This is a genomic window from Streptomyces albiflavescens, from assembly GCF_014645835.1.
Lineage (GTDB): Bacteria > Actinomycetota > Actinomycetes > Streptomycetales > Streptomycetaceae > Streptomyces > Streptomyces albiflavescens.
This window is the reverse complement of record NZ_BMMM01000003.1, coordinates 383,317-407,826: the sequence shown is the minus strand read 5'-3', so window position 1 is coordinate 407,826 and position 24,510 is coordinate 383,317. Positions and strand designations below refer to the sequence as shown.

Annotated in this window: 27 protein-coding genes and 2 pseudogenes; 10 read left to right on the top strand and 19 right to left on the bottom strand. The window is 69.2% G+C overall.

Translation table 11 applies throughout. The features are described 5' to 3' along the window. Positions 1 to 289: 289 nt before the first annotated feature. Positions 290 to 910, bottom strand: coding sequence for a TetR/AcrR family transcriptional regulator (locus tag IEY95_RS11205; protein WP_189185788.1), 621 nt, complete (start codon positions 908 to 910; stop codon positions 290 to 292). Between the two features lie 211 nt (positions 911 to 1,121). Continuing rightward, a complete protein-coding gene (locus tag IEY95_RS11200) occupies positions 1,122 to 2,912 on the bottom strand; it encodes a glycoside hydrolase family 43 protein (protein ID WP_189185787.1) in 1,791 nt (596 codons plus the stop codon). Between the two features lie 200 nt (positions 2,913 to 3,112). Between IEY95_RS11200 and IEY95_RS11195 the strand changes: the two genes are divergently transcribed. Next, positions 3,113 to 3,304: a hypothetical protein gene (locus IEY95_RS11195; RefSeq protein ID WP_189185786.1), complete on the top strand. Its 192-nt coding sequence runs from the start codon at positions 3,113 to 3,115 to the stop codon at positions 3,302 to 3,304. 203 nt (positions 3,305 to 3,507) lie between these two features. On the opposite strand, the gene IEY95_RS11190 is transcribed toward IEY95_RS11195, so the two are convergent. Both IEY95_RS11190 and IEY95_RS11185 read right to left on the bottom strand, forming a co-directional pair. Further along, positions 3,508 to 4,581 (bottom strand): alkene reductase, encoded by a 1,074-nt coding sequence (locus IEY95_RS11190; protein ID WP_189185785.1) that lies wholly within the window; start codon positions 4,579 to 4,581, stop codon positions 3,508 to 3,510. A 298-nt stretch (positions 4,582 to 4,879) separates the two neighbouring features. Further along, the gene (locus tag IEY95_RS11185) at positions 4,880 to 5,545 is read right to left on the bottom strand and encodes a TetR/AcrR family transcriptional regulator (protein ID WP_189185784.1); all 666 of its coding nucleotides are present in this window, start codon (positions 5,543 to 5,545) and stop codon (positions 4,880 to 4,882) included. 255 nt (positions 5,546 to 5,800) lie between these two features. Here IEY95_RS11185 and IEY95_RS11180 point away from each other — a divergent pair. The 3 genes and pseudogenes from IEY95_RS11180 to IEY95_RS48870 form a co-directional block, all read left to right on the top strand. Then, positions 5,801 to 6,456 (top strand): annotated as a pseudogene (locus IEY95_RS11180) (SDR family NAD(P)-dependent oxidoreductase). A 121-nt stretch (positions 6,457 to 6,577) separates the two neighbouring features. Then, positions 6,578 to 7,708, top strand: a complete 1,131-nt coding sequence (locus tag IEY95_RS11175; RefSeq protein WP_189185783.1) for an ABC transporter permease — start codon at positions 6,578 to 6,580, stop codon at positions 7,706 to 7,708. A 105-nt stretch (positions 7,709 to 7,813) separates the two neighbouring features. Next, a pseudogene (locus IEY95_RS48870) lies at positions 7,814 to 7,927 on the top strand (Gfo/Idh/MocA family protein); the annotation flags it as partial. Positions 7,928 to 8,033: 106 nt separating this feature from the next. On the opposite strand, the gene IEY95_RS11170 reads toward IEY95_RS48870, so the two are convergent. Further along, positions 8,034 to 8,540, bottom strand: a complete 507-nt coding sequence (locus tag IEY95_RS11170) for a MarR family winged helix-turn-helix transcriptional regulator (RefSeq protein ID WP_189185782.1) — start codon at positions 8,538 to 8,540, stop codon at positions 8,034 to 8,036. Between the two features lie 122 nt (positions 8,541 to 8,662). On the opposite strand from IEY95_RS11170, the gene IEY95_RS11165 reads away from it, so the two are divergent. From IEY95_RS11165 to IEY95_RS11140, 6 genes are all read left to right on the top strand, one after another. Then, on the top strand, positions 8,663 to 9,538 hold the full coding sequence (locus IEY95_RS11165) for an LLM class flavin-dependent oxidoreductase (protein ID WP_189185781.1): 876 nt from the start codon (positions 8,663 to 8,665) through the stop codon (positions 9,536 to 9,538). A 195-nt stretch (positions 9,539 to 9,733) separates the two neighbouring features. Further along, positions 9,734 to 10,321, top strand: coding sequence for an isochorismatase family protein (locus IEY95_RS11160; protein WP_189185780.1), 588 nt, complete (start codon positions 9,734 to 9,736; stop codon positions 10,319 to 10,321). 112 nt (positions 10,322 to 10,433) lie between these two features. After that, positions 10,434 to 11,552: a CE1758 family FMN-dependent luciferase-like monooxygenase gene (locus IEY95_RS11155; RefSeq protein ID WP_189185779.1), complete on the top strand. Its 1,119-nt coding sequence runs from the start codon at positions 10,434 to 10,436 to the stop codon at positions 11,550 to 11,552. After that, positions 11,549 to 12,190: an FMN reductase gene (locus IEY95_RS11150; protein ID WP_189185778.1), complete on the top strand. Its 642-nt coding sequence runs from the start codon at positions 11,549 to 11,551 to the stop codon at positions 12,188 to 12,190. Before IEY95_RS11155 ends, IEY95_RS11150 begins: the two co-directional genes overlap by 4 nt. A 201-nt stretch (positions 12,191 to 12,391) precedes the next feature. Continuing rightward, positions 12,392 to 13,153 (top strand): GntR family transcriptional regulator, encoded by a 762-nt coding sequence (locus IEY95_RS11145; RefSeq protein ID WP_189185777.1) that lies wholly within the window; start codon positions 12,392 to 12,394, stop codon positions 13,151 to 13,153. 25 nt (positions 13,154 to 13,178) lie between these two features. Next, complete coding sequence (locus tag IEY95_RS11140) at positions 13,179 to 13,322, top strand: hypothetical protein (protein ID WP_189185776.1); 144 nt, start codon at positions 13,179 to 13,181, stop codon at positions 13,320 to 13,322. A 34-nt stretch (positions 13,323 to 13,356) separates the two neighbouring features. On the opposite strand, the gene IEY95_RS11135 is transcribed toward IEY95_RS11140, so the two are convergent. From IEY95_RS11135 to IEY95_RS11070, 14 genes are all read right to left on the bottom strand, one after another. Beyond that, entirely contained in the window at positions 13,357 to 13,806 is a 450-nt protein-coding gene (locus tag IEY95_RS11135) for a MarR family winged helix-turn-helix transcriptional regulator (protein ID WP_229702842.1), read from the bottom strand. Positions 13,807 to 14,288: 482 nt separating this feature from the next. Then, on the bottom strand, positions 14,289 to 14,690 hold the full coding sequence (locus IEY95_RS11130; protein WP_189185774.1) for a nuclear transport factor 2 family protein: 402 nt from the start codon (positions 14,688 to 14,690) through the stop codon (positions 14,289 to 14,291). Positions 14,691 to 14,801: 111 nt separating this feature from the next. Further along, on the bottom strand, positions 14,802 to 15,569 hold the full coding sequence (locus tag IEY95_RS11125) for an SDR family NAD(P)-dependent oxidoreductase (protein WP_189185773.1): 768 nt from the start codon (positions 15,567 to 15,569) through the stop codon (positions 14,802 to 14,804). Between the two features lie 129 nt (positions 15,570 to 15,698). Continuing rightward, positions 15,699 to 16,280: an SRPBCC domain-containing protein gene (locus IEY95_RS11120; RefSeq protein WP_189185772.1), complete on the bottom strand. Its 582-nt coding sequence runs from the start codon at positions 16,278 to 16,280 to the stop codon at positions 15,699 to 15,701. A gap of 100 nt (positions 16,281 to 16,380) precedes the next feature. Continuing rightward, the gene (locus tag IEY95_RS11115; RefSeq protein ID WP_189185771.1) at positions 16,381 to 16,824 is read right to left on the bottom strand and encodes a nuclear transport factor 2 family protein; all 444 of its coding nucleotides are present in this window, start codon (positions 16,822 to 16,824) and stop codon (positions 16,381 to 16,383) included. Between the two features lie 55 nt (positions 16,825 to 16,879). Continuing rightward, positions 16,880 to 17,635, bottom strand: coding sequence for an SDR family NAD(P)-dependent oxidoreductase (locus tag IEY95_RS11110; RefSeq protein WP_189185770.1), 756 nt, complete (start codon positions 17,633 to 17,635; stop codon positions 16,880 to 16,882). A gap of 206 nt (positions 17,636 to 17,841) precedes the next feature. Continuing rightward, positions 17,842 to 18,747, bottom strand: coding sequence for a VOC family protein (locus IEY95_RS11105; protein WP_189185769.1), 906 nt, complete (start codon positions 18,745 to 18,747; stop codon positions 17,842 to 17,844). 88 nt (positions 18,748 to 18,835) lie between these two features. Next, positions 18,836 to 19,528, bottom strand: a complete 693-nt coding sequence (locus tag IEY95_RS11100) for a class II aldolase/adducin family protein (RefSeq protein ID WP_189185768.1) — start codon at positions 19,526 to 19,528, stop codon at positions 18,836 to 18,838. Next, entirely contained in the window at positions 19,525 to 20,268 is a 744-nt protein-coding gene (locus IEY95_RS11095; protein ID WP_189185767.1) for an SDR family NAD(P)-dependent oxidoreductase, read from the bottom strand. The genes IEY95_RS11100 and IEY95_RS11095 overlap by 4 nt, the downstream gene beginning before the upstream one ends. Further along, positions 20,265 to 20,696, bottom strand: a complete 432-nt coding sequence (locus tag IEY95_RS11090) for a nuclear transport factor 2 family protein (RefSeq protein WP_189185766.1) — start codon at positions 20,694 to 20,696, stop codon at positions 20,265 to 20,267. Before IEY95_RS11090 ends, IEY95_RS11095 begins: the two co-directional genes overlap by 4 nt. A 110-nt stretch (positions 20,697 to 20,806) precedes the next feature. Then, positions 20,807 to 21,268 carry an SRPBCC family protein gene (locus IEY95_RS11085; protein ID WP_189185765.1) on the bottom strand — a complete coding sequence of 154 codons (462 nt, stop codon included), beginning with the start codon at positions 21,266 to 21,268 and terminating at the stop codon, positions 20,807 to 20,809. Positions 21,269 to 21,330: 62 nt separating this feature from the next. Continuing rightward, entirely contained in the window at positions 21,331 to 22,230 is a 900-nt protein-coding gene (locus tag IEY95_RS11080; protein WP_189185764.1) for a VOC family protein, read from the bottom strand. Next, the gene (locus IEY95_RS11075; protein WP_189185763.1) at positions 22,227 to 23,423 is read right to left on the bottom strand and encodes an oxidoreductase; all 1,197 of its coding nucleotides are present in this window, start codon (positions 23,421 to 23,423) and stop codon (positions 22,227 to 22,229) included. Before IEY95_RS11075 ends, IEY95_RS11080 begins: the two co-directional genes overlap by 4 nt. Then, on the bottom strand, positions 23,420 to 24,370 hold the full coding sequence (locus tag IEY95_RS11070) for a fumarylacetoacetate hydrolase family protein (RefSeq protein ID WP_189185762.1): 951 nt from the start codon (positions 24,368 to 24,370) through the stop codon (positions 23,420 to 23,422). The genes IEY95_RS11075 and IEY95_RS11070 overlap by 4 nt, the downstream gene beginning before the upstream one ends. Positions 24,371 to 24,510 lie beyond the last annotated feature (140 nt).

Sequence of the window (24,510 nt, the reverse complement as noted above, 5' to 3'; positions counted from 1 at the left end):
CACACACCTGACGCCGCACCCGAACGACCGGGGACCGACCTTCACCGGCGCACCGGATGCTGCCAGGAGTTCCGGGTGGCCTTCGCCCCGGCCGCGCCCGAGGCCGCGGCCTCCCCGGCACTGTCGGACGCCGCTGTGGCAGTCACCCGGCGAGGGCCGTGCGCTCGGCCCGTGGCGCCGGGGGTCCTACCGAGGTGCAGACAGTCCCGGGCTCACCCCCTGGAACCGTGGGCCTTCATGGAGACGATGCCGCTGATCGAGCACCCCAGTGATCCGGGGCCGGGGCTGGTCAGTAGCTGACGGCCGCTACGTCCGGACGGCGTGCGGAGAGCAGCGACAGGCAGTTGTCCCACAGGGCTTCGAGGTGCTGGGTGTTGTTGTAGAGCTTGGCGAACAACACCTGGCCCTCGAGCTGGGCGACCACCGACCGGGCGGCCTCCCGGGTGTCCCCGACGGTGACGTCCCCGCGCTGCCGGGCTTCGGTGACGACCTTCTCGACCATGTCCACCTGGGCCTCGAAGATCTGCTGCAGGCGTTCGCGGATGGGCTCGGTCTGGTTGCTCAGCTCCAGGGTGAGGTTGCCGAACATGCAGCCGGAGACAGTCCCGCAGCTCTGCTGGCCTGTGCGCAGGTCGGCCTCGGTCTCCTCGAAGAGCCGGCGCAGCCGCAAGAGCGGCTCCGCTTCGTTCTGCAGGGCCCGGACCCAGCCGCCACGCTGGGCTGCCCAGTGCTCGTCCAGCACGGCCAGGGCAAGGGCCTCCTTGGACTCGAAGAAGTAGTAGAAGCTGCCCTTCGGCACGCCGGCGGCCTTGCAGATCTCAGCCACGCCCAACGCTGAGTAGCCTCGCAGCTCGATGAGCGACTGCGCGGCGGTGAGGATCTTCTCCCTCGCATCACTGGTGCGTCCCATGGCCCTGAGTATACGACCGATCGCCTATGATTAATAGACCGGTCGGTTAGTTGTTTCGGCCAATCGTGGTGTCACTGAGGGGGAGAAGCTCGCTGGAAGGGTGGCGGGTGTCTCGGACCCCGTTCCCGACGGTGCGAAGGGTCTTCGCGGGCGAGAGTCTGCGGGGCCCCTTTCGCGTGGGTCGTTCCCGGCTCAGGGTTGAGCATGCCGCTCATCGGCACCTGCCGGGCGAGTCGAACCCGCGGTGGCTGACCTTGGTCACGGATGGCAGTGGTCCATGACAAACGGTGCCCGCCGCGGTGGTGATCATCTGGCGCGAACGACCAGGCCGATGGCCCCCACGCAATGTGCCGCGAGCACCCGAGCTTCCCGGCCGACGTGGGATGGCCGTTGGGCCCGACGGGTTCAGAGGCCGCTGTGCCAGACCGTCTCGTCGAAGTCGGCCGCCAGGCCGTCTCCGGTCACCCCAGGCCCACAGGCCGAGGAACGCGCCGGTGAAGCCGAGGGAGCGGATCTGTCCGTTCTCGAACTCCTCGGCGTGTTCGTCGGACAGCACGGTGGCGTCGAGGGGCGGGCCGAGGGGGTGCCGGCCGCCCCCCGTGTCGTAGCGGAAACGCAGGACGGGGCCGTGCAGGTCGAAGCCGAGGCGCAGGTGGCGGGTATCGCCGAGCGCTACTCCGTCGGCTTCGTCCACCGTCAGTGCGCCGCGGTCGCAGCGCGCCACACGGAGGACCGTCCGGTCGTGGTCGTCGACGGTGATGTGCAGGAAGTACCAGTTGCGCGTGTTGTAGTACGCGGTGATCCCGGCCAGGTGCTGGAAGGACCGCGGCCGGTACTCGAACGCGCCGTGGGGGGACGTCACTCGGCGGGCGACCAGGCTGGGACCGATGAGGCTCTGCGGGGAGCGGCCGCCGTGCAGCCGGAGGTGGGACGGGCGGGCGGTGAGGGTGAGCCAGTCCGGTGTGGCGGGGCGGCGCAGTGTGGACCACTGGGACCCGAGCACCGGTTGGTCGAAGTCGTCGGCGTTGGTCGAGGGCGCAGCGGCGTCCTCGGCGGGCAGGTCGGGGGCGGGTACTTCCAGCGCGGGCAGACCACCGCGGACGCGCGGCCATCCGTCGGGAGTCCAGGTGACGGGTGCCAGTGCGGTCTCGCGGCCGAGCACGCACGGTCCTCGGCCGCCGTGGGGCCGGGCGACGAGGTAGGCCAGGTACCACTCACCCTTCGGCGTCTCGACCAGGCTGCCGTGCCCGGCCTTCTGCAGGGGCAGGTCCGGGTGGTGGCGGGCGGTGAGCAACGGGCCGAACGGGTCGCGTTCGTAGGGACCGGTGAGGGTGCGGGAGCGGGCGACGGCGACCTGGTGGTCGTAGCCCGTGCCGCCGTCCGCGGTCACCAGGTAGTACCAGTCGCCACGGCGGTAGAGGTTGGGCCCCTCGATCCAGCCGGCCTGCGGCGGCAGCGCGATCCGTACCGGGTCGCCGACCAGGCGGCGCGCGTCGCGGCCGTAGCGGGTTGCCTCCAGGCCGGCCGAACCGCCGTGGCCCGGCCGCCAGTCGTGGACCAGGTTCAGCAGCCGGCTGTCGGGGCCGTCGTGGAAGAGTGACGCGTCGAAGCCCCGCGCGTGCAGCGGCGCCGGGTCGGACCAGGGGCCGTTGATCGAGGGCGCCGTCGTGAGGTGGTTGGGGCTGTCGGTGAAGCCGCCCGCGTACGTGGAGACGTTGCTGAAGACGAGGTGGAACAGGCCGTCCGCGTGACTGAGGTTGGGCGCCCAGACGCCGCCCGAGTTGGGGCAGCCGGTGAGGTCCAGGAGCCGTGCGCTGTCCAGGACACCGCTGAGCGGTCGCCAATTCACCAGATCCCGGGAGTGGTGCAGGCGTACGCCGGGGTGCCACTCGAACGTCGAGGTCGCCAGGTAGAAGTCGTCGCCCACCCGCAGCACGGACGGGTCGGGGTGTGAGCCGGCCAGCACCGGATTGTGAATGACCTGCGCGGTCTGCCGTCGCATGCGCTTCGTCCGCCTCCCAAACCCGAACGGCCATATGCGCGAAGGTTGTTGATCGTTGAGGACCGTAGTGTCGAACACGTTCGCACGCAACGCCCCGGCGGATGTCCCGTGAGCCACCCCTGGAGTACGCGCGACCTCGTCATCGAGCGCCCCGCCAACACGACGGCATGACAACAGCGAACACAGACGGAGGAGGGCGCATGGACACCACAGCCACCATCACCGCACACGCTCAAGTGACCACGCTCATCAACGTGTTCACCGTCAAGCCGGAGAACCAGCGGGCCCTGGTCGACCTGCTGGTGAAGACCACCGACGCGGTGATGCGGCAGCTCCTGGCTCGGGTGAAGCGCGACCTCCCGCAGCAACTGGCCGGCGAGCACGCGATGTAGTCCGCCTATACGGAAGATCGCATAGCTGACGGCGCCGTGGTGCGCGGCCGACGTGACGTCCCTGTCTTCACTCCCTGACGTTGTCTCCATGCGTATCGGTCCTCCAGCCGGCGCTTTCGGCGCTCCGTCCGGAAAGCGTCGCGGCGCCCCGGCCCTGGGCCGTTGGGCGCCGCGGTGTGCCAGTGGTGATTACTGGCCGGTTGTCAGTCGAGGGTGGGGTAGTCGGTGTAGCCGGTGTGGTCGCCGCCGAAGGAGGTGGCGCGGTCGGGGGTGTTGTAGGGGCCGCCCTGCTTGAGGCGGGTGGGGAGGTCGGGGTTGGCGAGGAAGAGGCCGCCGTAGGCGACGAGGTCGGCGGTGCCGTCCTCGATCAACTGCAGCTCGTCGGGGCCGGTGGGCTCCATGCCGGTGAAGGGGTTGAGGATGAAGGTGGTGGGCCAGGCCTTGCGCAGGCGCAGGGTGAGGTCGCGGACCTCGGGGGCTTCCATCTGGTGGAGGTAGGCCAGGTTCAGGGGGGCGAGGGCGTCGACGAGGGCGGTGTAGGTGGCGTCGACGTCGGTGCGGTCGCTTTCGTCGATGTCGTTGTAGGGGTTGGCGGGGCTGATGCGGAAGCCGGTCTTGTCGGCGCCGATGGCGTCGGCGACGGCCTTGGCGGTGGCGACGGCGAAGCGGATGCGGTTTTCGGGGGTGCCGCCCCAGGTGTCGGTGCGGGTGTTGGAGTTGGGGGCGAGGAACTGGTGGATGAGGTAGCCGTTGGCGCCGTGCAGTTCCACGCCGTCGAAGCCGGCTTCGATCGCGTTGCGGGCAGCCGAGGCGTAGTCGGCGATGGTCTGCTGGATCTCGGCTTCGGTGAGTTCCTTCGGGGTGACGAAGTCCTGGGGGCCTTCGTGGGTGTAGACCTGGCCCTTGGCCTGGACGGGGGAGGGTCCGACGGGGGTGAGGCCCATCAGGCTCGGGTGGCCGACGCGGCCGGTGTGCATCAGCTGCAGGTAGATGACGCCGCCACGTGCGTGGACGGCGTCGGTGACCTTGCGCCAGGCGGTGATCTGCTCGGTCGTATGGATGCCGGGGGTGTTGGGGTAGCCCTGGCCGATCACCGACGGCTGGGTGCCCTCGGTGACGATCAGACCGGCACTGGCGCGCTGGGCGTAGTACTCGGCCACCAGGTCGGTGGGGCTGTTGCCCTCGCCGTAGGCGCGGGAGCGGGTCATCGGAGCCATCACGATGCGGTTGGCCAGGCGGGTCGCGCCCAGGTCGTACGTTTCGAAGGCCTTCGACATGATCATCATCCTTGCTCAATGAGAAAGAGACAGGCCGCGTACGGGGCGGCCCCTTGCCGACAGGACCCGGTGCTGCCGCACCCGAGCCCGTTTACTGTCCGAACAAGTAAACCTCATGGATCCATCCCACGGCACACGTGACCCCCGTCACGTGGGGGTGATACAGGGCATTAGGGGCAAGGCTGTTGGATATGAAGCTTGATCTCCAGCGATAGGTCGCTCGCTAATTGGTCGACCACTGGATGTTCTTCATGAATCCCGAGGGTGACCGGATCGACCTACTCGGGGCGGTGGGGCTTCAGCTCTCCGCAGGGCCTGCGTGCAGGTGGACGCTGAGCTCTTCGTGCGTCGGGGACGGGGGAAGCGGCCGGGTGCCGTTCGGGCGCAGTCCGTCCATGAAGATGTGCACGTGGCGGGTGGCGAGGGTGGCGGCCTGTTCCGTGGGGAGGTAGGGCATCGGGCGGCAGGTCAGGGCTGCGGTGGTGATCAGGTCCATGTGGGTGGCGTCGGGCCGGATGGTCCCCTGGGAGCGGGCGCGAGACATCAGCTGCTCGAGTAGGAGGGCGGTCTGAGCCTGGAGCTCGACCGCTTCACGGGTGGTGGGAACCGGGCCGCCGATCAGGGGGAGTACGAGGATGTCCCGTGCGTCGACCAGGCGCAGCAGGAACCCCTCGATGGCGGCCAAGGAGTCCTGCGGGGCGGCGTCGAGTGCGTGGCGCGCAGCCTCGATCACCAGGGTGAATCCGTCGATCACGACCTGCTGCACGAGGGCTTCGCGATCGGGGAAGCGCCGGTAGAGCGTGGCGATGTTCACTCCGGCGCGGCGGGCAATCTCGTCCAGCGGCGCGGCGGTGCCCAGTTCGCGAAAGGCGGTGCGTGCGGCGGCGAGGATCTGTGCCCGGTTGCGGGCTGCGTCGGCCCTGAGTCGCGGCTTCCTGTCCTCGCCGTTGGTGCGGGAAGTCACTGTGGGTCTGTCCTTTCGCGACCGTGCCGACCGACCTGATCCCTGCCCGCCGACGCCATGAGACTACGTCAGCCGAGTCCACCGCAGCGCTTAAGTGAAGGATTTCCTGCGGTTAGATGTTACGGTGGTTGAGTCGGCAGGGAACATGCACTGCGAGCGCACCTCTGGTGTGTCCCGTGGCGGTCGGCCTTCCGTTCGGGCGCCGCAGCCGTTGCCCGCAGCGACTCCCCCACTTGTCCCGAGAGAAGAGAAGTCATGTCATCCGTGCAGGGGACACGTTTCGAAGGCAAGGTCGCAGTCGTCACCGGCGGCAGCCGTGGGATCGGTGCGGCCGTCGCACGGCGGCTGGCCGACGAAGGCGCGGCGGTGGCGATCGGCTACCGCGGCAACAAGGAGGCAGCGGACGCTCTCGTCGCCGAACTCGGCGACGACGGCGATAGCGCGATCGCCGTTCGGGCCGACGCCGCGGATCCGGAGCAGACCGGGGAGCTGATCGAGCGGGCGGTGTCCGAGTTCGGCCGGCTGGACGTGCTCGCGTCCTGTGCCGGCATCGAGCACTTCGACGCGCTGGACAAGATCACGCCGGCCGACTTCGACCGTGTCTTCGCGGTCAACACGCGCGGGCAGCTGTTCGCCGTAACCTGTCCGCCGAACTCGGCCAGAAGGGCATCACCATCAACGCCATCGCCCCGGGCGGCACCGCCACCGACATGGCCGCCGAGCACGGGGCGAGCTACCAGCACCCCGAACTGGTCGGCAAGCAGGAGCTGTCCGAGTGGCTCGACACCGCGGTCGCGCTGCGGCGGCTCGCGGAGCCCTCGGAGATCGCCGCCGGATACGCCTTCCTCGCCTCCGACGACGCGGCCTACATGACCGGCCGCACCCTGCAGTTCGACGGCGGGATGTTCTAGCGAACGGTACGACCACCAAGGGGCGGCGAACCGCCCCTTGCCCCGTCCGGCCCGCAGCCTCGTCGGGAGCACACCACCCAAGGGGGCTGCGGCCCCGCGACATCGGAGAGTTCCTCACTTCATGCACCACGCCACGACGTACCCACCGGGCGCCCCGTCCGGACTCGCCCCGCAGGATCCGAATGCGGACCCCGCAGCCGATCACGGGAGACGTGCCAGGCATGCTCTGGTCGACTCCGAGCCCGACCTTCCCGCCCCGGTGCTCGCGGCGGCTGCCGGCGCCCGCAAGGCGATACTCGTGCCGGTGATCACCGCCCTGGCGATCGGCACCGTGTTCGTCGCCGTGTACCTCGCGGCCTTCCACGCACCGTCGGCGCGGCACCAGCCCGTCGGCATCGCCGCATCCGACAGGGTCGCCGCCCACACGGAACTCGCTCTCAACAACGCGGCCCCCGACGGATACACCTTCTACCGCTACCCGGACGCCGAGGCCGCCCGCCAGGCCGTCACCCACGACGAGGTCCCGGCCGCCCTGGTCGCCGACGGCCAAGGCACGCGTGTTCTGGTGGCCGGCGCGCAGGGGCCGTCCACGGTCTCCAGCCTCGCCACGGCGATGACGGCGGCGGTCGGGAAGCCGGTTCCCGTCAAGGACGTGCTTCCCCTGGCGGCGGGGGACTCCCGCGGCCTGTCGGTGTTCTACGCCGCCTTCGGCGTGGTGCTCGCCGGCTTCCTCTTCGCGGTGTCCTCCTACCAGATCGCTCCGCGCCTGCGGCTGGCCGTCCGCGTCGCCTCGATGCTGGTCTTCTCCGCCGCCTCCGGCGTGGTGGTGGCCCTGCTCACGCACACCGCCTTCAGCGCGCTGCCGGCCTCGTTCGCCGTGGTCACCGTCGTGGTGGGCCTGCTGGCGTGGGCGTCCGCCGCGGCGGCCGGGCTCCTGCTTCGTCTGTTCGGGCCGCTCGGCATGCCGGTCGCCTCCGTGGTCCTGCTGATCCTCGGCAACGCCACGTCCGGCGGCATCCTGCCGGCCACCTTCCTGCCCGCATGGCTCTCGCCACTCGCTTCGGTCATGCCGCCGGCGGCCGCCGTGCGTGGTCTGCGGGGCGCCGCGTACTTCCACGACGTGCATCTCACCGGCGCCATAGTCACCCTGGCCGCCTGGGGTCTGGGCTGCCTCACCGTCCAGTACGTGCTGGACCGCGTCGCCGCCGGCCGTGCGCAGACCGGGGTTCCCGCCACTGTCGCTGCGCGTTGAGGTCGCCACTGGCGCCGTCTCGCCCGGCGTCACGCGGCGTAGCACGCGTTCCGGCAACAGGGCTCGCAGAGCCGACTTCAGCATCTGCCTGCCCTTCGACGCCGGCACCGGCTGCACGACCCGCTGCGGGGCGGCGGAGCCCTGCTCGACCTCGGTGTCTACCCCGTCTCCTTCGCGCACCTGCTGCTCGGTGTCCCCGACGCCATCTCCGCCTGGGCGCACCGGCTGGCGGTCATGGCGACGCTGGACGCCGTACGCGAGAGCATCGGGGTCCGCTACCCGGACGAATGAGATCGCGGACAGCCGTGTCCGCCCGCGTCGGCGATCAGCAGACGACCGAGGGGTCGCCGTTGTCGGCGGATGTGCCGGTGAGGTTCGCCTCGATCCGCGTCAGGACGCGCATCGCCTGCACGTACTCCTCGTGCGAGAACCCCGCGGCGGTGATCGATTCCAGCTCGCGCCAGGCCTGCAGAACCCGGTCGCGCAGTGCCTGGCCCGCGCGAGTGGTGTTCACGACGACCGCTCGGCGATCGTGGGGGGAGGGGCTCCGGGTGACGAACCCGGACTGCTCCAGGCGCTGCAGCATCTTGGTGACGGTGGACGGATCGAGGCCCAGCGTCTTGATCAGATCGGCCTGACGCTGTTCGCCCTGTTCCCAGAGCTGCATCATCAGCAGTTCCTGCCCGGGGTACAGGCCGGTCTCGCGCAGCAGATTGCCGGCCATGATCCGATGCACACGGGCGGCGCGGAAGATGGCCTCGCTCATCGGAGCGTCGGCGACGGTCGGTACCGCGTCGTCTTTGCCCTGGACCGATTCGGACGCTGGCGGCATGGTTGCAGCTCCTCCTTGCGTGGCGAGCGAGTCGCTCGTCGTGGAATCATCTCACCTATACTAAATTGGTCGGCCAATAGAATGGTGTGTGGCGGCAAGCCCTGGCCTGCGGAGTGAAACCCATGACCCTGCCCGTGCTCTTTGGTGCGAACGTTGATCCGGTGTGGGGGGAGGGTGATCAACCGCTGCGGTACGCCCTGCAGGCGGACCGTGACGGCCTGGACCTCGTCACCGTCCAAGACCACCCCTATCAGCAGGCGTTCCACGACACGTGGACCCTGATGGCGTTCCTCGCGGCCCGCACCGAACGGGTGACCTTCGTCCCCACGGTGGCCAACCTGCCCCTGCGACCGCCCGCCATGCTGGCCAAGGCCGCGGCCAGCTTCGACCTGCTGTCGGGCGGACGTCTGCAACTGGGCCTGGGTGCGGGGGCCTTCTGGGAGCCGATCGCGGCCATGGGCGGTCCGCGCCGGGGCAAGAAGGAGTCCGTCGACGCGCTGGTCGACGCCATCGACGTGATCCGGGCCATGTGGAGCGGCGAGCGGACCGCGCGGGCGGGCGGTGAGTACTACCGCGTGGCCGGCATCCACCCGGGACCCACGCCGTCGCCGTCGCTGGGCATCTGGCTGGGCGCCTACGGGCCCCGCATGCTGGAGCTGACCGGCGCCAGGGCCGACGGTTGGATGCCCTCGCTCTTCTCTCTCGGGCTGGACCGCCTGGGTGATGCCGTCGCCCGCATCGACGACGCCGCGGCGCGGGCGGGTCGCGATCCCGGCTCGATCCGCAAGGTCTACAACCTCAACGGCCTCATCGAACCGACCTCCGGCGGAGACTTCCACGGCCCGGTCGGGCAGTGGGTCGAGCAGATCACGCAGGTGTACCGCGAGCACGGCATGAACGGGTTTGCCTACTGGCCGGAACGGGACCACGAACGTCAGTTGAGCGTGTTCGCCCACGAGGTGGTTCCGGCCGTCCGGCGGGCTCTCGCGACGCTCTGAGGCAGGCCGCCGGTGGGCGCCGGTGGGTCTGTTTTCCAGTGTTCCGTCTCCCGGGAATACCAGTGTTCCGTCTTCCGGGAATAGATGCCGCGTGGCGTACGCTGAGGGAAACACTTGGCCGGCCAACTAATTCGGCCCGGCCAATCCGTGGATCAGTCGGCACGGCTGATCCACCCGTTCAGAGAGGTTCCCTTCATGTCCGCACAGCCCTTCACCGCCGACAACACGGCGATGCTGCTCATCGACCACCAGGTGGGCACCATGGGATGGGTCCGGTCCATCCCCTTCGAGCAGATGAAGGCCAACGCCCTGGCACTGGCCCGGAGCGCCAAGGCCGTCGACATCCCGCTGGTGCTCACCTCCTCCATGGAGGAGTACGCCCAGGGCCCGCTGCTGGCCGAGCTCGCGGAAATCGCCCCCAAGGAGTTCGAGGCGCGCATCAAGCGTCTCGGTGTCGTCAATGCCATGGACGACGAGAACTTCGCCACCGCGGTGCGGGAGACCGGACGCAAGAAGCTGATCATCGCGGGCGTCACCAACGATGTGTGCACCGTCTACCCCACCCTGACGGCCCTGCAGTTGGGATACGAGGTCCAGGTCGTCGCCGACGCGGGCGGCTCCCCGACGAAAATGGCCGACGACATCGCCATCCGCCGCATGGAGAACGCCGGCGCCACCATCACCTCCACCGTCCAGCTTCTGGCCGAACTGGCCGAGAACTGGACCAGTGAGCGCGGCGGCAAGATCATCCCGTTCGTCATGGGCCTCATGCCGCAGCAGTGACCGGGCGGAGTGAGGGGCAGGCCGTCGGCCCGCCCCTCACCGATGCGCCTCGCGGCCTTGTTCCGCCGCCCTCCCCAGAATCTCATCGCCCTCCCAACTTCCGGAGCCCCCAGTGCAGTTCGGTACGTTCTCCATAGGTGACGTCAGCCCCAACCCCACCACCCGAAGGCCGTCGACCGAGCAGGAGCGGCTGAAGGCGATGGTCGCGATCGCGGTCAAGGCCGAAGAGGTCGGCCTCGACGTCTTCGCGACGGGCGAGCACCACAACCCGCCGTTCGTCTCCTCCTCGCCGACGACCCTGCTGTCCCACATCGCCGCGAAGACCAGCCGGATCATTCTGTCCACGTCGACGACGCTGATCACCACCAACGACCCGGTGAAGGTCGCCGAGGACTACGCGGTGCTCCAGCACCTCGCCGACGGCCGCGTCGACCTGATGCTGGGCCGCGGCAACACCGGGCCCGTCTACCCCTGGTTCGGCAAGGACGTCCGCCACGGCATCCCGCTCGCCATCGAGAACTATGCGCTGCTGCACCAGTTGTGGCGTGAGGAGTACGTTGACTGGAAGGGTCGCTTCCGCACCCCGCTCCAGTCCTTCACCTCGGTTCCGAGGCCGCTGGACGGCATACCGCCGTTCGTCTGGCACGGTTCCGTGCGCAGCCCGGAGATCGCCGAGCAGGCCGCCTTCTACGGCGACGGTTTCTTCGTCAACAACCTCTTCATGCCCAAGGACCACTTCCGCCGCCTGATCGGCATCTACCGCGAGCGCTATGCCCACTACGGTCACGGCGCCGCGGAACAGGCCATCGTCGGCGCCGGCGGGCTCGTCTTCCTCCGCCGGAACTCCCAGGATGCCGTGCGCGAGTTCCGTCCGTACTTCGACAACTCCCCGATGTCCGGGCACGGTCCGACGATGGAGGAGTACATGGAGCAGACGCCGCTCATCGTGGGCAGCCCGCAGCAGGTCATCGACAAGGCGCTGACCTTCCGCGAGCACTACGGCGACTACCAGCGCCAGCTCTTCGCCATCGACACCGGCGGCATGCCGCAGAAGTCGGTCCTGGACACGCTCGACCTGCTCGGCGAAGAGGTCATCCCCGTTCTGCGCAAGGAGACGGCCACCCGGCGGCCCGGCACCGTTCCGCAGGCGCCCACCCACGCCTCCCTGCTCGCCGATCGCGACACCCTGGTCTCCCTCGCCTCTGAGAGCTCCGAGGAGGCGGCCAAGTGAGCACCCGAAAGCCCCTGCGCCTGGCCGTCGTCTCGGCCGGCCTGAGTGTTCCCTCCTCCACCAGGCTGCTCGCCGACCGGCTCGCCGAGACGGTCCGTTCGGAACTGGCCGCCGCGGAGCGCGAGGTCGAGGTCGAGATCATCGAACTGCGCGACCTGGGCGTCGACATCGCCAAGAACTTCGCCTCCGGCTTCCCCTCGCCCGAGCTGTCCGAAGCCATCGAATCGGTTACCTCGGCCGACGGCCTGATCGCCGTCACGCCGGTGTTCACGGCCTCCTACAGCGGCCTGTTCAAGTCGTTCTTCGACGTCATCGACAACGACGCCCTCACCGGCAAGCCCGTACTGGCGGCCGCCACCGGCGGGACCGCACGCCACTCCCTCGCCCTGGAGCACGCGCTGCGCCCCCTCTTCGCCTACCTGCGCGCGGTGGTCGTACCCACCGCCGTGTACGCGGCATCGGAGGACTGGGGCGGCAACGGCGATTCCCTCACCGACACGCTGCCCCGCCGGATCACCCGTGCCGGCAGCGAACTGGCCGGTCTCCTGCGCGACCTCCCCGGCGGTGGCGGTCAAGCGGTCGATGACGCGAGCGTCGTGCCCTTCGCGGAGCAACTGAGCGCCCTGCGGCCCGAGTAGACCGCGAAGACGCGGCGGAGCGAAGCGAGCTGATCGAACGGGGGAGAGGCATGGCACAGCCGGATAGTCCGGGGCGGACCGTCATTCTGACCGTGGACGACGACCCGGGGGTCGGTGACACCCGCCTCCAGGTGCGGCTTCCCCTCGGGGTTTCACCTGGCCGCAACTAAATGTGTATGCAGATACGCAATAATGGATGGCATGCCTCAGCCGACCATCGTCATCGACGGCATCGAGCCGCTTGATCTGCCGGGTGCCCGGCAGTCGATCGCCCCGCTGCACGCGCTCCTGCGCGAATGCATCCTCGACGGTCGGCTGGCGCCGGGCACCGTGCTGTCGCAGGTGGCACTGGGCCGGCAGCTGGGAGTGAGCCGTACGCCGGTGCGCGAGGCGCTGCGCATGCTCCAGGAGGAGGGCTTCGTCGAGGCCGAACCCAACCAGCGGATGCGGGTCACGGGTATCGATCCGGCCGAGCTGGACGCCGACTACGCGATGCGCATCATGCTGGAGACCCTGGCGATGACCATGACGCTGGACGGCTTCGGCGCCCGGGCGAGACGCGAGGCCAAGGCCCAGGTGACGGCGATGCGCCGGGCCGCTCGGGCGAAGGACATCGAGGGCTGGTTCACGGCGCACGGCGAGTACCACCGCCTCCTCACCGCCGGCGCGGGTGCGGCCCTCCAGCGTCAACTGCGGGCGCTCTCCGACCGCAGCGTTCGTTACATCCGCATCACCCAGCTCTTCGACCCGAAGAGCTGGTCCGAACCCGGCAATGTCGAGCACCCCGCGATTCTGGACGCGGTCGTCGCGGGCGACCGCGAGGCCGCGGTGTCGTGCCTGGCCCACCACCTGGAGCGGACGGCATTGCGGGTGCTGCGGGATCACGCCCCCGACTATGTGCCGGCGGCCGTGCCCAACGCGATGAGTCTGGTCAACGCCGGCCCGTCGCCCTGGGAGACATGAACCGGCGAGCGTGCGTGGTGATCCCATGCCCGTACCGAAGGCCCGCCTCAGGGAATGGGAGGTCCTTCGACACGGGCCACCTGCGCACGGCATCGGTTACTGGGCGGCGGGAGCCGTGTCGGACACCTACATGGATGTGTCCGTCCTGCCTGTCCTGCTGCGGGGCTGAGCCGCTGCCCGGCCTCGGGAGACCATCCGGTCGTTCAGATGTCCTGCGACGTGGCGCGGGCGAGACTCTTCTCGATCAGGTCGAGGACTTCGATTGCCTCGGCCTGCTGGGCCGGTGTCATGCCTTCGGTGACGCTGGTTTCGAGGTCCATCCACACCTGTTCCACCTCGTTGCGCAGGGCGTTGCTGGCCGCGGTGGGTTCGACGATGGTGACCCGCTTGTCGGTGGTGGAGGGGCGGCGACGGACGAAGCCCGCGTTCTCCAGGCGCCGGATGGTGCGAGTCATAGTGGCGGCGTCGGAGCCGAGAAAGCGCACGAGGTCGGTCTGCCGCTGGGGTCCGCGATCCCACAGCTGCATCATGACCAGTTCCTGGCTGGGGTGAAGCCCGACGCGGCGAAGCAGTTGGCCGGCCAGCATGCGGTGGAGGCGGGCCACGCGGAAGATCGCGTGATTCATGGCGCCGGCCTCGACGGAGTCAGGCATACGCACATTCGCCGGTCCCGTGGTGTCGGCTGTGGTCGGCCGACGGGCGTCTGGGTTCTCCGGCTGGCTCATGGGTTCCTCGGGTGGCCTGTGCAGTTGACTGAACAGGTAAAGGGTACAGCGCGGAGTGGGATGTGGCCTGCTGCTCCACCGCGTCCTGCCCTGCCGTAAGTCGGGGTCCTCCTCTTCTTATGACCTGGATGACCTGGATCACGTGTGGGGTGGGATGGGTCCATGGGATGTACTTGTTCGAACAGTAAATGGCTCGGGCGCGGCAGCACCGAGCTCTGTCGGCAAGGGGTCGCCGCACGCGGCCCGCCTCTTTCATGAGCAAGGATGAGCGGCGACCACACCGACTACCCCACCCTCGACTGACAACCAGTCGCAGGATCCCCGTGTGCCTCCGGCCGGCCGCCCGGTCGGAGGCACATACCAGGCATCCGCAGCCACCGATGGGCTGACCGTCCTTCACCGCACAGTGTTCAGGGTGTGAAGAGCGGGGTGACGTCGGCGAAGACCTGCATGGCGTCGATCAGCCCGTCCGACCGGCGATGCAGGACCGTCGCCGCCGGCAGGCACATCACCTTGCCGTTGTGGCAGGTGTACTCGACTTCGGCGACCAGTACCGCTGACTCGCCGCACTCCCACACCTGGGTGAAGCGGTGCGTCGTGCCTCGTATCGTCCCGAGGAACCCGTCGAACGTGGCTCGATACTCGTCCAGGCCCACAGTCGGCTCCGCGTTGCCGAACCGGATGCGGGCGTCCTCGCTGAATCGGGCGAGTATCGCCTCCATGTCCAGACTGTCGAAGCACGCGTACAACTCGGTCACCCAAGTGGGTGTCTCGCCGGTGTTCTGAGCGGTGTGCAGTGGGGTCTCGGTCACGATCTCTCCCTGAAGTGTTGTCGTCCCTTGGCCGTGCGCTTGCCGTCCCCGTGGCCGTGCGATGTGCGGTCTTGGTCGGATCACTCGGGCTCACCCCGAGTGGATCGGGGCTCAGCCCCGGGCGAATCCCCCGTCCACGACCAGCGTCTGGCCGGTCATAAAGGCGGCCTCGTCGGAGGTCAGGAACGACACCGTGCCCATCAGGTCCTCCGGGACACCGGTGCGCTTGATCGCCTGGGTGGTGAGGATCGCGTCGAAGATGCCCAGTTCCTGTTGCGGCCCGGAGAGGGTGCCCGGTGTGCGGACCAGGCCCGGCGCGATCGCGTTGACAGTGACCCCGTGCTCGCCGACCTCGGCGGCGAGCGTGCGGACGAAGCCGATCACTCCGCCCTTGCTCGCCGTGTAGGCGACCATGCCGGGCGGCCCTGAGTGGAACGTGGCCGAGGCCATGACCACGATGCGTCCCCAGCCGTGCTGCTTCATGCCGGGCAGGAACGCCTTGGTCAGGTGGAAGAGCGAGTCGAGGTTGACGTCCATGATGCGGCGCCAGGTCGCCCAGTCGGTGTCCTCGAAGGGGACGATGGGGTAGATACCGGCGTTGTGGACGAGGATGTCGACGTCACCGAAGCGGTCGGTGACGGCCGCGGCGAAACGGGTGACGCTGTCGGCGTCCGACACGTCGCATCGGGCGGAGAACGCCTCGACGCCTGCCTCGCGGATCAGGTTCTCGGTCTCGTCGGCGGGGCCGAGGTCGGCCACGGCGACGTTGTGGCCGTCGCGCGCGAGCCGGAGGGCGTAGCCCTGGCCGATACCCGCGGCGCCGCCTGTGACGACCGCTACCTTCTTGGTTCTCTCTGTCTCGGTGGTGTCGGATGCCATGTCGGCTCTCCTTCGTACGGTGATGTGGCGGGCGTTGCTGGGAAGGGCACTCTCGATCGACCTTGTCGTGTGGGGGTGGGGCTGAGGGGGGCGCTTCCGGTGCGGCGGGAGCGCCCCCGTGCGGTCAGGTCAGGCCTCGGACTTCTGGATGCCGAGCAGGTGCTCGTAGTACGCCCGCTTCTCGGCCTGGTCCTTCTCGAGGTAAGCCAGGACAAGGGCGTAGATCTCGTCCTGTTGGATGGTGTAGTGCTCGTCGTGGCCCGCGAGCAGCTGGCGCAGCTGGTCCATGTGCAGGTGCCAGGCGGCGCTCAGGAGGTGCTCGCGGAAGACGGAGTGGGGCAGGGCGTGGGTCAGGGTGAGCTTCGAGCCGTCGCCGTCGGCCTCGACAGCCCACCTCATGGTGGTGCCCATGAGGTCGGGCGTGTGGCCCCAGGCGGGGACCTCCCAGGTCAGTGCCAGGACCTGCTGCGGTACGTACTCGAGGACCTTGCCGTAGACCGTCGCGCCCATCTTCGGCGCGATCTGGATGACGACCTCACCGCCCACGGACGGCTCCAGCTTGTCGACCGGACCGCCCAGCCACTTCGCGAGCAGCTGCGGCTCGGAGACGAAGCGCCACAGCTGCTCCAGGGGTGCGTCGAAGCGCCGCTGGAACTCCACCTCGTTCATATCGAGGGTGTGCCTTATGGTCCCATCCACGTTCTCAGGCATGGTGTCCCGTCTTTCGTCTCGTGATGCGATGCGATGCGCCGCAGGGCGCGCGAAGTCGCCCTGTGCGGCGGGTACTTGAGAGGGTCGCTGGTCGGCGTAGTCAGGCGTTCGCCGTCGGGGTGGCCTGCTGTTGCCACCACGGATAGCGGTCCGCGTCCTCGTGGCCGAGGTCGGGATCGAAGTAGACGTGCATCCTGCAGATTCGCCCGTCACGGAAGTCGAAGACGGCGCAGAAGTGCCCAGGGATGTCCTTGCGTCCGTCCCAGGTCCGGCCCGTGGCGGTCTCGCCCTCCGTGGTGCCTTCGACGACGACTCGGTCGCCCTGTTCGACGATCTGGAACTCGTCGAGGTGGTGCTTCATGTGACGGAACATCGCGCGGCCCTTGCCTGCCGCGACCATCGCGTCGAGCCCGGCTGCGACACCGAACTTGGGGGTGTAGATCTTGACGTCCTCGGTGAACAACCCGGTGGGGTCGCCCGTGATTCTGCCGTCGGCTATGTCGTAAAAGCGTTTGATCGTGGTGACGTTCGCAGAGTCCGCCATGCGATCTGCCTCCCTGAAAGGTGGTTGTGGTGGTCCGTCGTGGATGGGGGACCGGTCAGTGGGCCAGATAACCGCCGTCCACGTTGAGGACCGCTCCGGTGATCAGCGACGCCTCGTCGCTGCACAGCCAGGCCGCCGCGGCCGCGACCTCCTCCGGCTGCCCGGCTCGGCCGATGGGTTGCCGGGACAGGATGGCGGCCACGGCGTCGGGCGGATTGGCCGCCGTCATCGGCGTCTCGATGTAGCCGGGGGACACCGCGTTGACGCGGACGCCCTGGGCGGCGTACTCGATGGCCGCGGTCTTGGTCAGGCCCGCGACGCCGTGCTTGCTGGCCACGTACGCCGCCTGGGTCGGCATTCCGGTGTGGGCCCAGATCGAGGCCGTGTTGACGATGGCGCCGCCGCCGGCCTCGAGCATCCGGGGGATCTGGTGGCGCATGCACAGGAACACGCCGAGCAGGTTGACGTTCAGCACCCGGGTGAAGTCCGCCTCCGACAGCTCACCCGTAAGCGCCATGGCGAACGTACCGGCGTTGTTGTGGGCGAAGTGCAGCCCGCCGTACGACGCCACGATCGTGTCCACGGCCTCCCGGACCGCGTCGCCGGACGCCACGTCGGTGTGCAGGAAGAGGGCCTTTCCGCCGACGCTCTCGATGAGGGACACGGTCTCCTTGCCGCCCTCGGCGTTGACGTCGCACACGCCCACCGCCACCCCGCGGGCCGCGAACGCCAGGGCCGAGGCCCTGCCGATTCCGGATCCGGCGCCTGTGACCATCGCGACGCGTCCGGCGAACTGCTCGGATGTTGTCATGTCGTCCTCTTTTCGCCAGGGGGATACGTGCGAGGGCCTAGTGAGGCCGATCGCGCAGGTGCGTGTGTCGGAGAGAGGGACCTGGCGCCGGTCCTCGAGCGCCAGGAGTGTGAGACGGCCGGAACGCGCACGTAGCACGTTCCCGGCTGTCGTAGGGGGCCGGCCTCAGATCGCGCGGGCAGCCGGCCCCCGCCGGCGGGTACGCGTCACTTTGGCCTCGGCTCGAAGTTCTGCAGGAACTCGTCCGGCATCATCGGGCACCACACCGCGGGCGGGACGTCCCAGTCCTGGCCCTTCCAGTTCTCGCTGATCTGGTCGATGTCGGAGAAGTACTCGATCCAGCTGCCCCACGGGTCCCGCAGGTAGTGGAACAGGTTCGAGCCCAGGCTGTGCCTGCCGAGACCCCAGCCGACGGAGTGTCCCTTGTCGGCCATGACCTGGGCGCCCATCGCCAGTTGGTCGAGGTTGTCGACCTCCCAGCTGGAGTGGTGCAGACCAGGGTGACTGCTCTGGATGAACCCGAACACGTGGTGGTCGCCGGGCCCGGAGTTCATGAACACGGCCTTGCCGGTGATCCGGTCGGACAGCCTCAGGCCCAGGGTGCGCTCGTAGAAGTCCTGCGAGCGGTTCACGTCCGAGGAGAAGATCAGCATGTGTCCCAGCCGACGTGGGCGCGGCGCGGTGTTCGCGCTCAGCCAGCGTGCGTCGTCCACCCGCTGGTAGTCACCGGCCACGTTCTGCTTGACCGGTTCCGTGGGGCGCGGCGCGGCCAGTTCCCGCTCGCGCACGTTGACCGCGTTGCCGTCCGGGTCGCGGAACCACAGGCCGCCCTCGAGGCCGCCTGCCGGCGCGTCCTGCAGGGCGATGCCGAGCGATTCGAGGTGACGCTGCAGCTCGGGCAGCGAGCCGTCGGGCGCCGCGAACGCGACGTGGTGCAGCCGCTTGTCGTGTCCCTCGACGAGCAGTGTCTGGTCCTGGTCCCGGCCGTCGCAGCGCACGACCAGCTGGTCGCCGCGTTCGTCGACGCTCAGGCCGAAGTCGGTGTAGAAGTCCTTGCCCTGGGCCAGGTCGGGCAGTTGGAGGCCGTAGTGCAGCAGGCCGCTGACGCGCATGGTGCTTTCCTTCGTCGGTCGGTCCTCCCCAGGGATACGGGGCGGACGGTTACGTCACTCGTCGGTGAACGGTGGCGGCGGGCAGGGCTCAGGGGTCGTCGGTTCTTCGCAGGTGTGCCCATAGCCGGTCGAGCAGGGGCGGGGCGGCTGCCCGCCAGGCCGTGATCTCCTCGGAGGTGAGGGTGTGGACCGCCCCGGCCTGCCGTGCCGCGAGGTGCAGCCGGCAGGCGGTGTCGAGGAGCCACATGCGGGCGACGGCATGGCCGGGGCCGGCACCGATGGTGACGGCACCGTTGCCCCGCAGGACGAGCGCGTCGGCGGCGCCGAGTGTGCGGGCGGCCCCTTCGGCGATCTCGGCCGAGCGCATCAGGCGCGCGTCGTCGTGGACGGGCACCGCCTCGCCGAGCATGGCGCCCTGTCCGTGCAGGGGCGGGATGCTGCGCGAGATGACCGCGCCGGCCGCGAAGGCGGACTCCGGTATGGCGCGGGCGACGGCGTGTACGTCCGGTCGTGCCTGGTAGACCGCCAGGTGGATCCATGCCTCGCCCGGTGCGTTCGCCGGCAGCGCCGTCGAGTCCAGAGGGATCTCGAGGAGCGTTTCCTCGGTTGCCTGGCCGAGGTCGATCGCGGGTGTGATCAGCATCCGGTCGCCGCGGCGGGCCGACACGTGCCCGAATGCTGCCACCAGGCCGAGCGCCGCGAGAGTGCGTGCCGCCGCGACCACTTCGGCCGCTTCGGTCGCGCTGCGCGCCTGTGCTCGGGTCGTCGAGCGGATGGTCATGACCGCACCAGTCCACCGTCGGCCGTGAGGGTCTGGGCCGTGACGAAGGCCGCGTCATCGGAGACGAGGAAGGCGAGCGCCCCCGCGAGGTCCTCGGGAACCTGACTTCGCTTGATGGCCTGCATCTGGGCCATCGCCTCGAAGGCCTCCTCCGGTCCGGACTCCGTCGTCGGCGTACGTACCAGGCTGGGGGCCAGAGCGTTCACGGTGACCCCGTCACCGGCCACCTCTGTGGCCAGCGCGCGGGTGAACCCGATGACCGCCATCTTGCTGGCGACGTAGTGGGTGACCCCGGGGAAGACGAGGCCGACCGAGTTCGAGGTGATGTTGACGATGCGTCCCCAGCCGTCGGCGCGCATGTCCGGCAGGAACGCCTGACAGGTGTGGAACAACGCGTCGATGTTGAGCGAGAACACCTTCCGCCAGTCGTCGAAGGTGAGGGTGTCGAACGGCTGGTGGGGATAGACGCCGGCGTTGTTGACCAGGATGTGGGCCGGTCCCACACGGGTCCTCACCTTGCGCTGCGCCGCCCGGACGGAATCCGGATCGGTGAGGTCGCAGATCACGGAGATCGCCTTGCCCCCGGCCTCTTCGACCTCGTCCACCACCTCGGTCGCGTCGGCGAGGTCCAGTATTGCGACCGCCGCGCCGTCGGTGGCCAGCCGTCGCACGAAGGCCGCGCCGATGCCACCGGCACCGCCGGTGACTACGGCCGTGCGCCCGGCGAATCCACCGGTCATCCCGACACCTCGTGGGAGGCCACGGATTCCGGCTGTGCGGTCACGGACTCGGCGTCCAGGGCCGCGAACAGCGGAGCGGCGTCGATGTGGATCCGCAGTGAGGTGATCAGACCCGAGGAGTCGCGGTCGACGACCGTGGCACAGGGGAGGACCACCTCGGTGCCGCCGCGCGTCGTGTAGTGCACGCGGGCCTCGAGGACCAGGGTTTTCTGGTCGACCGTCCAGCGGTTGCACCACTCGTGCCGCATGCCGGAGAGCGCCGCGCGCAGGTTCTCCAGCACTTCACGTATCGCGTCGCGGCCTATGGCGGGCGGGTTGTTGCCGAAGACCAACTCCCCGTCCGTGGTGAAGCGGTCGAGGACGCGCTCGGTCAGCTGGGCGTCGACATCGGCGTAGAAGGAGTCGATCCAGTCGGACATATCAGACATCTTTGTCCCTTTCGTCCGTACTCAGTAATTCGTCCGTACTCAGTAAGGGGTCCGAGCTCAGTGAGGGGTGCGGCCGCAATAGGTGCGACCGGTCAGGTCACGTGCTCGTGTCACGCGGCGTCGCTGACGGCGATGCGGCGCATGGCGTCGCGGGTGGCGGTGAGGGCCTGGATGTAGTCGCCGGTCATGGTCTTGGCGTACTTCTCCTCGGCCCCGGAGTGGCCCGGAGTGCCGGCGAGGACCAGGGCGAAGCTGAAACGCAGCTGCATGTCGTCGCCCTCGCCCTCGATCTCGTTGGCGATCGTGCCGAGGATCGGTCCGGACAGACGGGTGAACACCACCCGGTGGGGCTCTTCGAGGGTGATCCGCTCGCGGAAGGCATCGCCCCGGATGCGGATGTCCCGGTCGAAGCAGGCGTCGTCGTAGCGCTCGACGACCTTGCAGTCGCTCATCGCGGGCACGAACGGCAGGGCGTTGTTGGCCTTGAGGACCAGACCCTCCCAGACGGCGGCGCGGTCGAGCCGGGGTTCCCCCGGTTCGTTGACGGGGATCACGTGGCTCACGAAGATCATCGATACTCCTTCGGCCGGCGGCACTGCCGGCCTCGTGTTGGCTGTATGCGGTACCGGGCCGGCTACGACGTTGCGGCGGGCACCGTCTGGGGCAGCTGACGCTGCCGCGTCGTGGGCGCCACCGGGCCGCGCCACATGTCGATGGACGAGGGCTGCTCGAGGTCGAAGACGCGTGGGGTCCACGCCGAGTCGTCCTCGATGAGCCGGCCGCCGACGGCGTACTCATAGGTGAGGTTCTCGGGGCCCCGGAAGTAGAGGAACACCGAGCCGGAGGTGGGGTGCCGCCCCGGACCCATGACGATCTCCACGCCCTGGTCGACCAGGAAGTGCCAGTTGCGCATCAGGTCGTCCAGGGAGTCGACCTGGAAGTTGATGTGGCAGAGCGCCGCCTCCTCGCCGCGGAACACGGCGAGTTTGTGGTGGACCGGGTCGATGCGCATCAGACAGGCGCCGTCGCCGACCCAGTCCGACACGCGGGCGTTGAAGGTCGTGGACCAGAAGCGGTACGCCTCGTGCACGTCGGGGGCGTCCAGGCACAGGTGCCCGAACTCGGTGATCCCCGCCCCCCGGGTCAGCCGTACGGGATCGGCGGAACGGAACTGCGCCGCGGCCAGTTCGACACGGTTGCCGAACGGGTCGTCGAAGGCGATGTATTCCGACACACCGCGCGAACGAGCCCCCGCCCGGTCGCCGCGTTCCACAAGCAGGCCCTGCTTCTCCAGTTCGGTCTCCGCCTCGGCCAGGGCCTCGGGGCCCGCGACCGTGAAGCCGGAGGAGATCACTCCGGAGCGGCCCTGGACGAAGGTGAGGCAGTGGCCCCGGGCGTCGGCGCGCAGATGTGCCACTCCGGGCTCGTCGGAGTCGACCACTTCGAGTCCGACGATCTCACTGGCGAACCGGACGGCGCCTTGGAGATCCTCGACGCCCGAGCGCACGTAGGCGATGTCGGTCAGGGTGATCACGGGGCGTTCCCTTCGTCGTAGCCGAGGTAGCCGTGCGACCGGGCACTGTCGGGCCACGACTCGCAGAGGGAGCCGGTCAGTTGGGTCCGCAGGCAGAGGGACGTGTCGCAGGCGCAGGTGCGGAGGGTGTCCTTCGCGCCGGTTTCCACCTTGCGCGGCCAGTCGGGATCGACGAAGAGTGGCCGGGCCAGGCCCACCGCCTGTGCCTGGTGCGACTCCAGGACCCGCACCGCCTCCTGGGGATCGCCCAGGCCGCCGTTGGCCACCACCGGGATCTTCACCGCACGCTGCAGCGCCGCCGTGTCGTCGAGCGAATAGCCCGGCTTGTTGAGCATGCCCGCGTTGTGCGGCAGTCGCATGGTCTCGAACGTGGCCGGGATGGCGAACAGAAACGCGGCTCCCGCCTCCTCCAGCAGCGGAGCGAGCCGGACGGCGTCGTCGAGGCTCCAGCCGTCCTCCACGCGCTCGTCGCTGAGCAGGTGCACGCCGACCACGAAGTCAGGACCGGTGGCCGCGACGATGCGCCGCACCACCTCCAGGGGCAGCCGGGTGCGTCCCTCGAAGTCGCCGCCCCACTCGTCGGTACGCCGATTGGTGCGGGGCGAGAGGAATCCTGAGAGCAGGAAGCCCTGCGCGACATGCACGTCAACACCGTCGAAGCCGGCGCGCTTCGCCAGCTGAGCGGCGCGGACGAAGTCCTCGATGGCCTCCTCGATCTCCTCTGGCGTGATCTCCTGCGGAGTGACCACGCGGCCCGGGGTCAGTTCGAAGGGAATCGCGGAGGGGGAGAGCCGGGGACGGCTCTCGTACTCCTCCCAGGGACCGGCGTATCGGCCGGAGTGCACGATCTGGACGATCGCCAGGGCGCCGTGCCGGCGGATCTCGGAAGCCAGCCGGCGCAGCCCCGGCAGCTGCTCCTCGTCGCTCACCAGCGTCTGCAGAGGCATCTGCCGCCCCGCGACGCTGATCGCGAAGTTCTCCGTGATCACGACACCGACGCCGCCCTGGGCGCGCCGGGCGTAGTGCTCGATCTCCCGGTCGGTCACCGTGCCGTCGGGGTTGGCGTAGCCGACCGACATCGGGGCCTGCACGATCCGGTTGCGGGCGCTGCGCCTGCCGAGATTCAACGGTGTGAACAGAGGCGCGAGTTCGGCCGAGCTGGTGGCGCGGCTCGCGCTCGTGGTGGAGGTCATCCCTGCTCCAGGGTGTTCAGGGCCGCCCGGGCGGTCGAGAGGGCAGCGGGCTGATCGGCTCGCCGCACGTCGTTGGCCAGCGCGCCCAGCGGTTCGATTTCGATGCGCAGCCGGTCACCGGCCTCGAGCGCGAGGCCCTTGGCGGCACCGACGCCGGCCGGGGTGCCGGTGGCGAGGACGTCGCCCGGCTCCAGGGTCATCAGCTTGCTGGCGGCTGAGATGAGCTGCGCCACGTTGAAGATCATGTCCTTGGTGTTTCCGTCCTGCTCCAGCACGCCGTTGCGCCACAGCCGGACCGGCAGCGTCTGCGGGTCGGGCACGAACCAGGACGGCGTCACGCCGGGACCGATCGGACTGAAGGTGTCGCGCCCCTTGGACGCGAGCCAGTCGTAGGCGAACGGCGGGGCCAGCGGGTTGGTCCGGGCGTGCAGACCGCGGGCGGAGATGTCGTTGACGATCGTGTAGCCCGCGACCGCCTCCAGCGCCAGTTCCACCGGTACGTCGTGAACGCGTCGGCCTATCACCACGCCGAGTTCGGCCTCCCAGTCGACCCGGGCGCCCGCGTCGTCCGGGACGGCGATCGCGTCGTCCGGGCCGATGATCGAGGTCGGCGGCAACAGGAAGAAGAACGGCTCCATGCCGTCCGGCACGTCCCCGACGCCCATTTCCCGCAGGTGATCGTGGTAGTTGGCGCCGGCGAAGACCAGCTTGCCGGGCGCGGGTACGGGCGCCAGCACTCGTACCCCTTCGAGGGGCTCACCCTCGGTGGGCTGCCGGCCGCGCAGGACCGGCTCCAGGTCCGCCCAGTCCCGCAGCGCCGCACCGACGTCGGTATAGCGTGCCAGGACCGGGTGGCGTCGTACACGCCCCTCTGCGTCAGCGATGGCGACGAACGAGGCGGTTCCCTGGTCCTCGGGGCGGCAGGTCACCAGGCTCCATACGGACATTCGAACTCCCGAGCTCGATTATTGGCCGTCCCACTATTGGCAGAGTTGGCTGCAGTGCCTTGCTGGGCGGCTGTTGGGTCCACAGTGCATACAGTTTCAGCCCCAGTCAATAGGTCGACCAAGGGTTGACTTCGATAGAC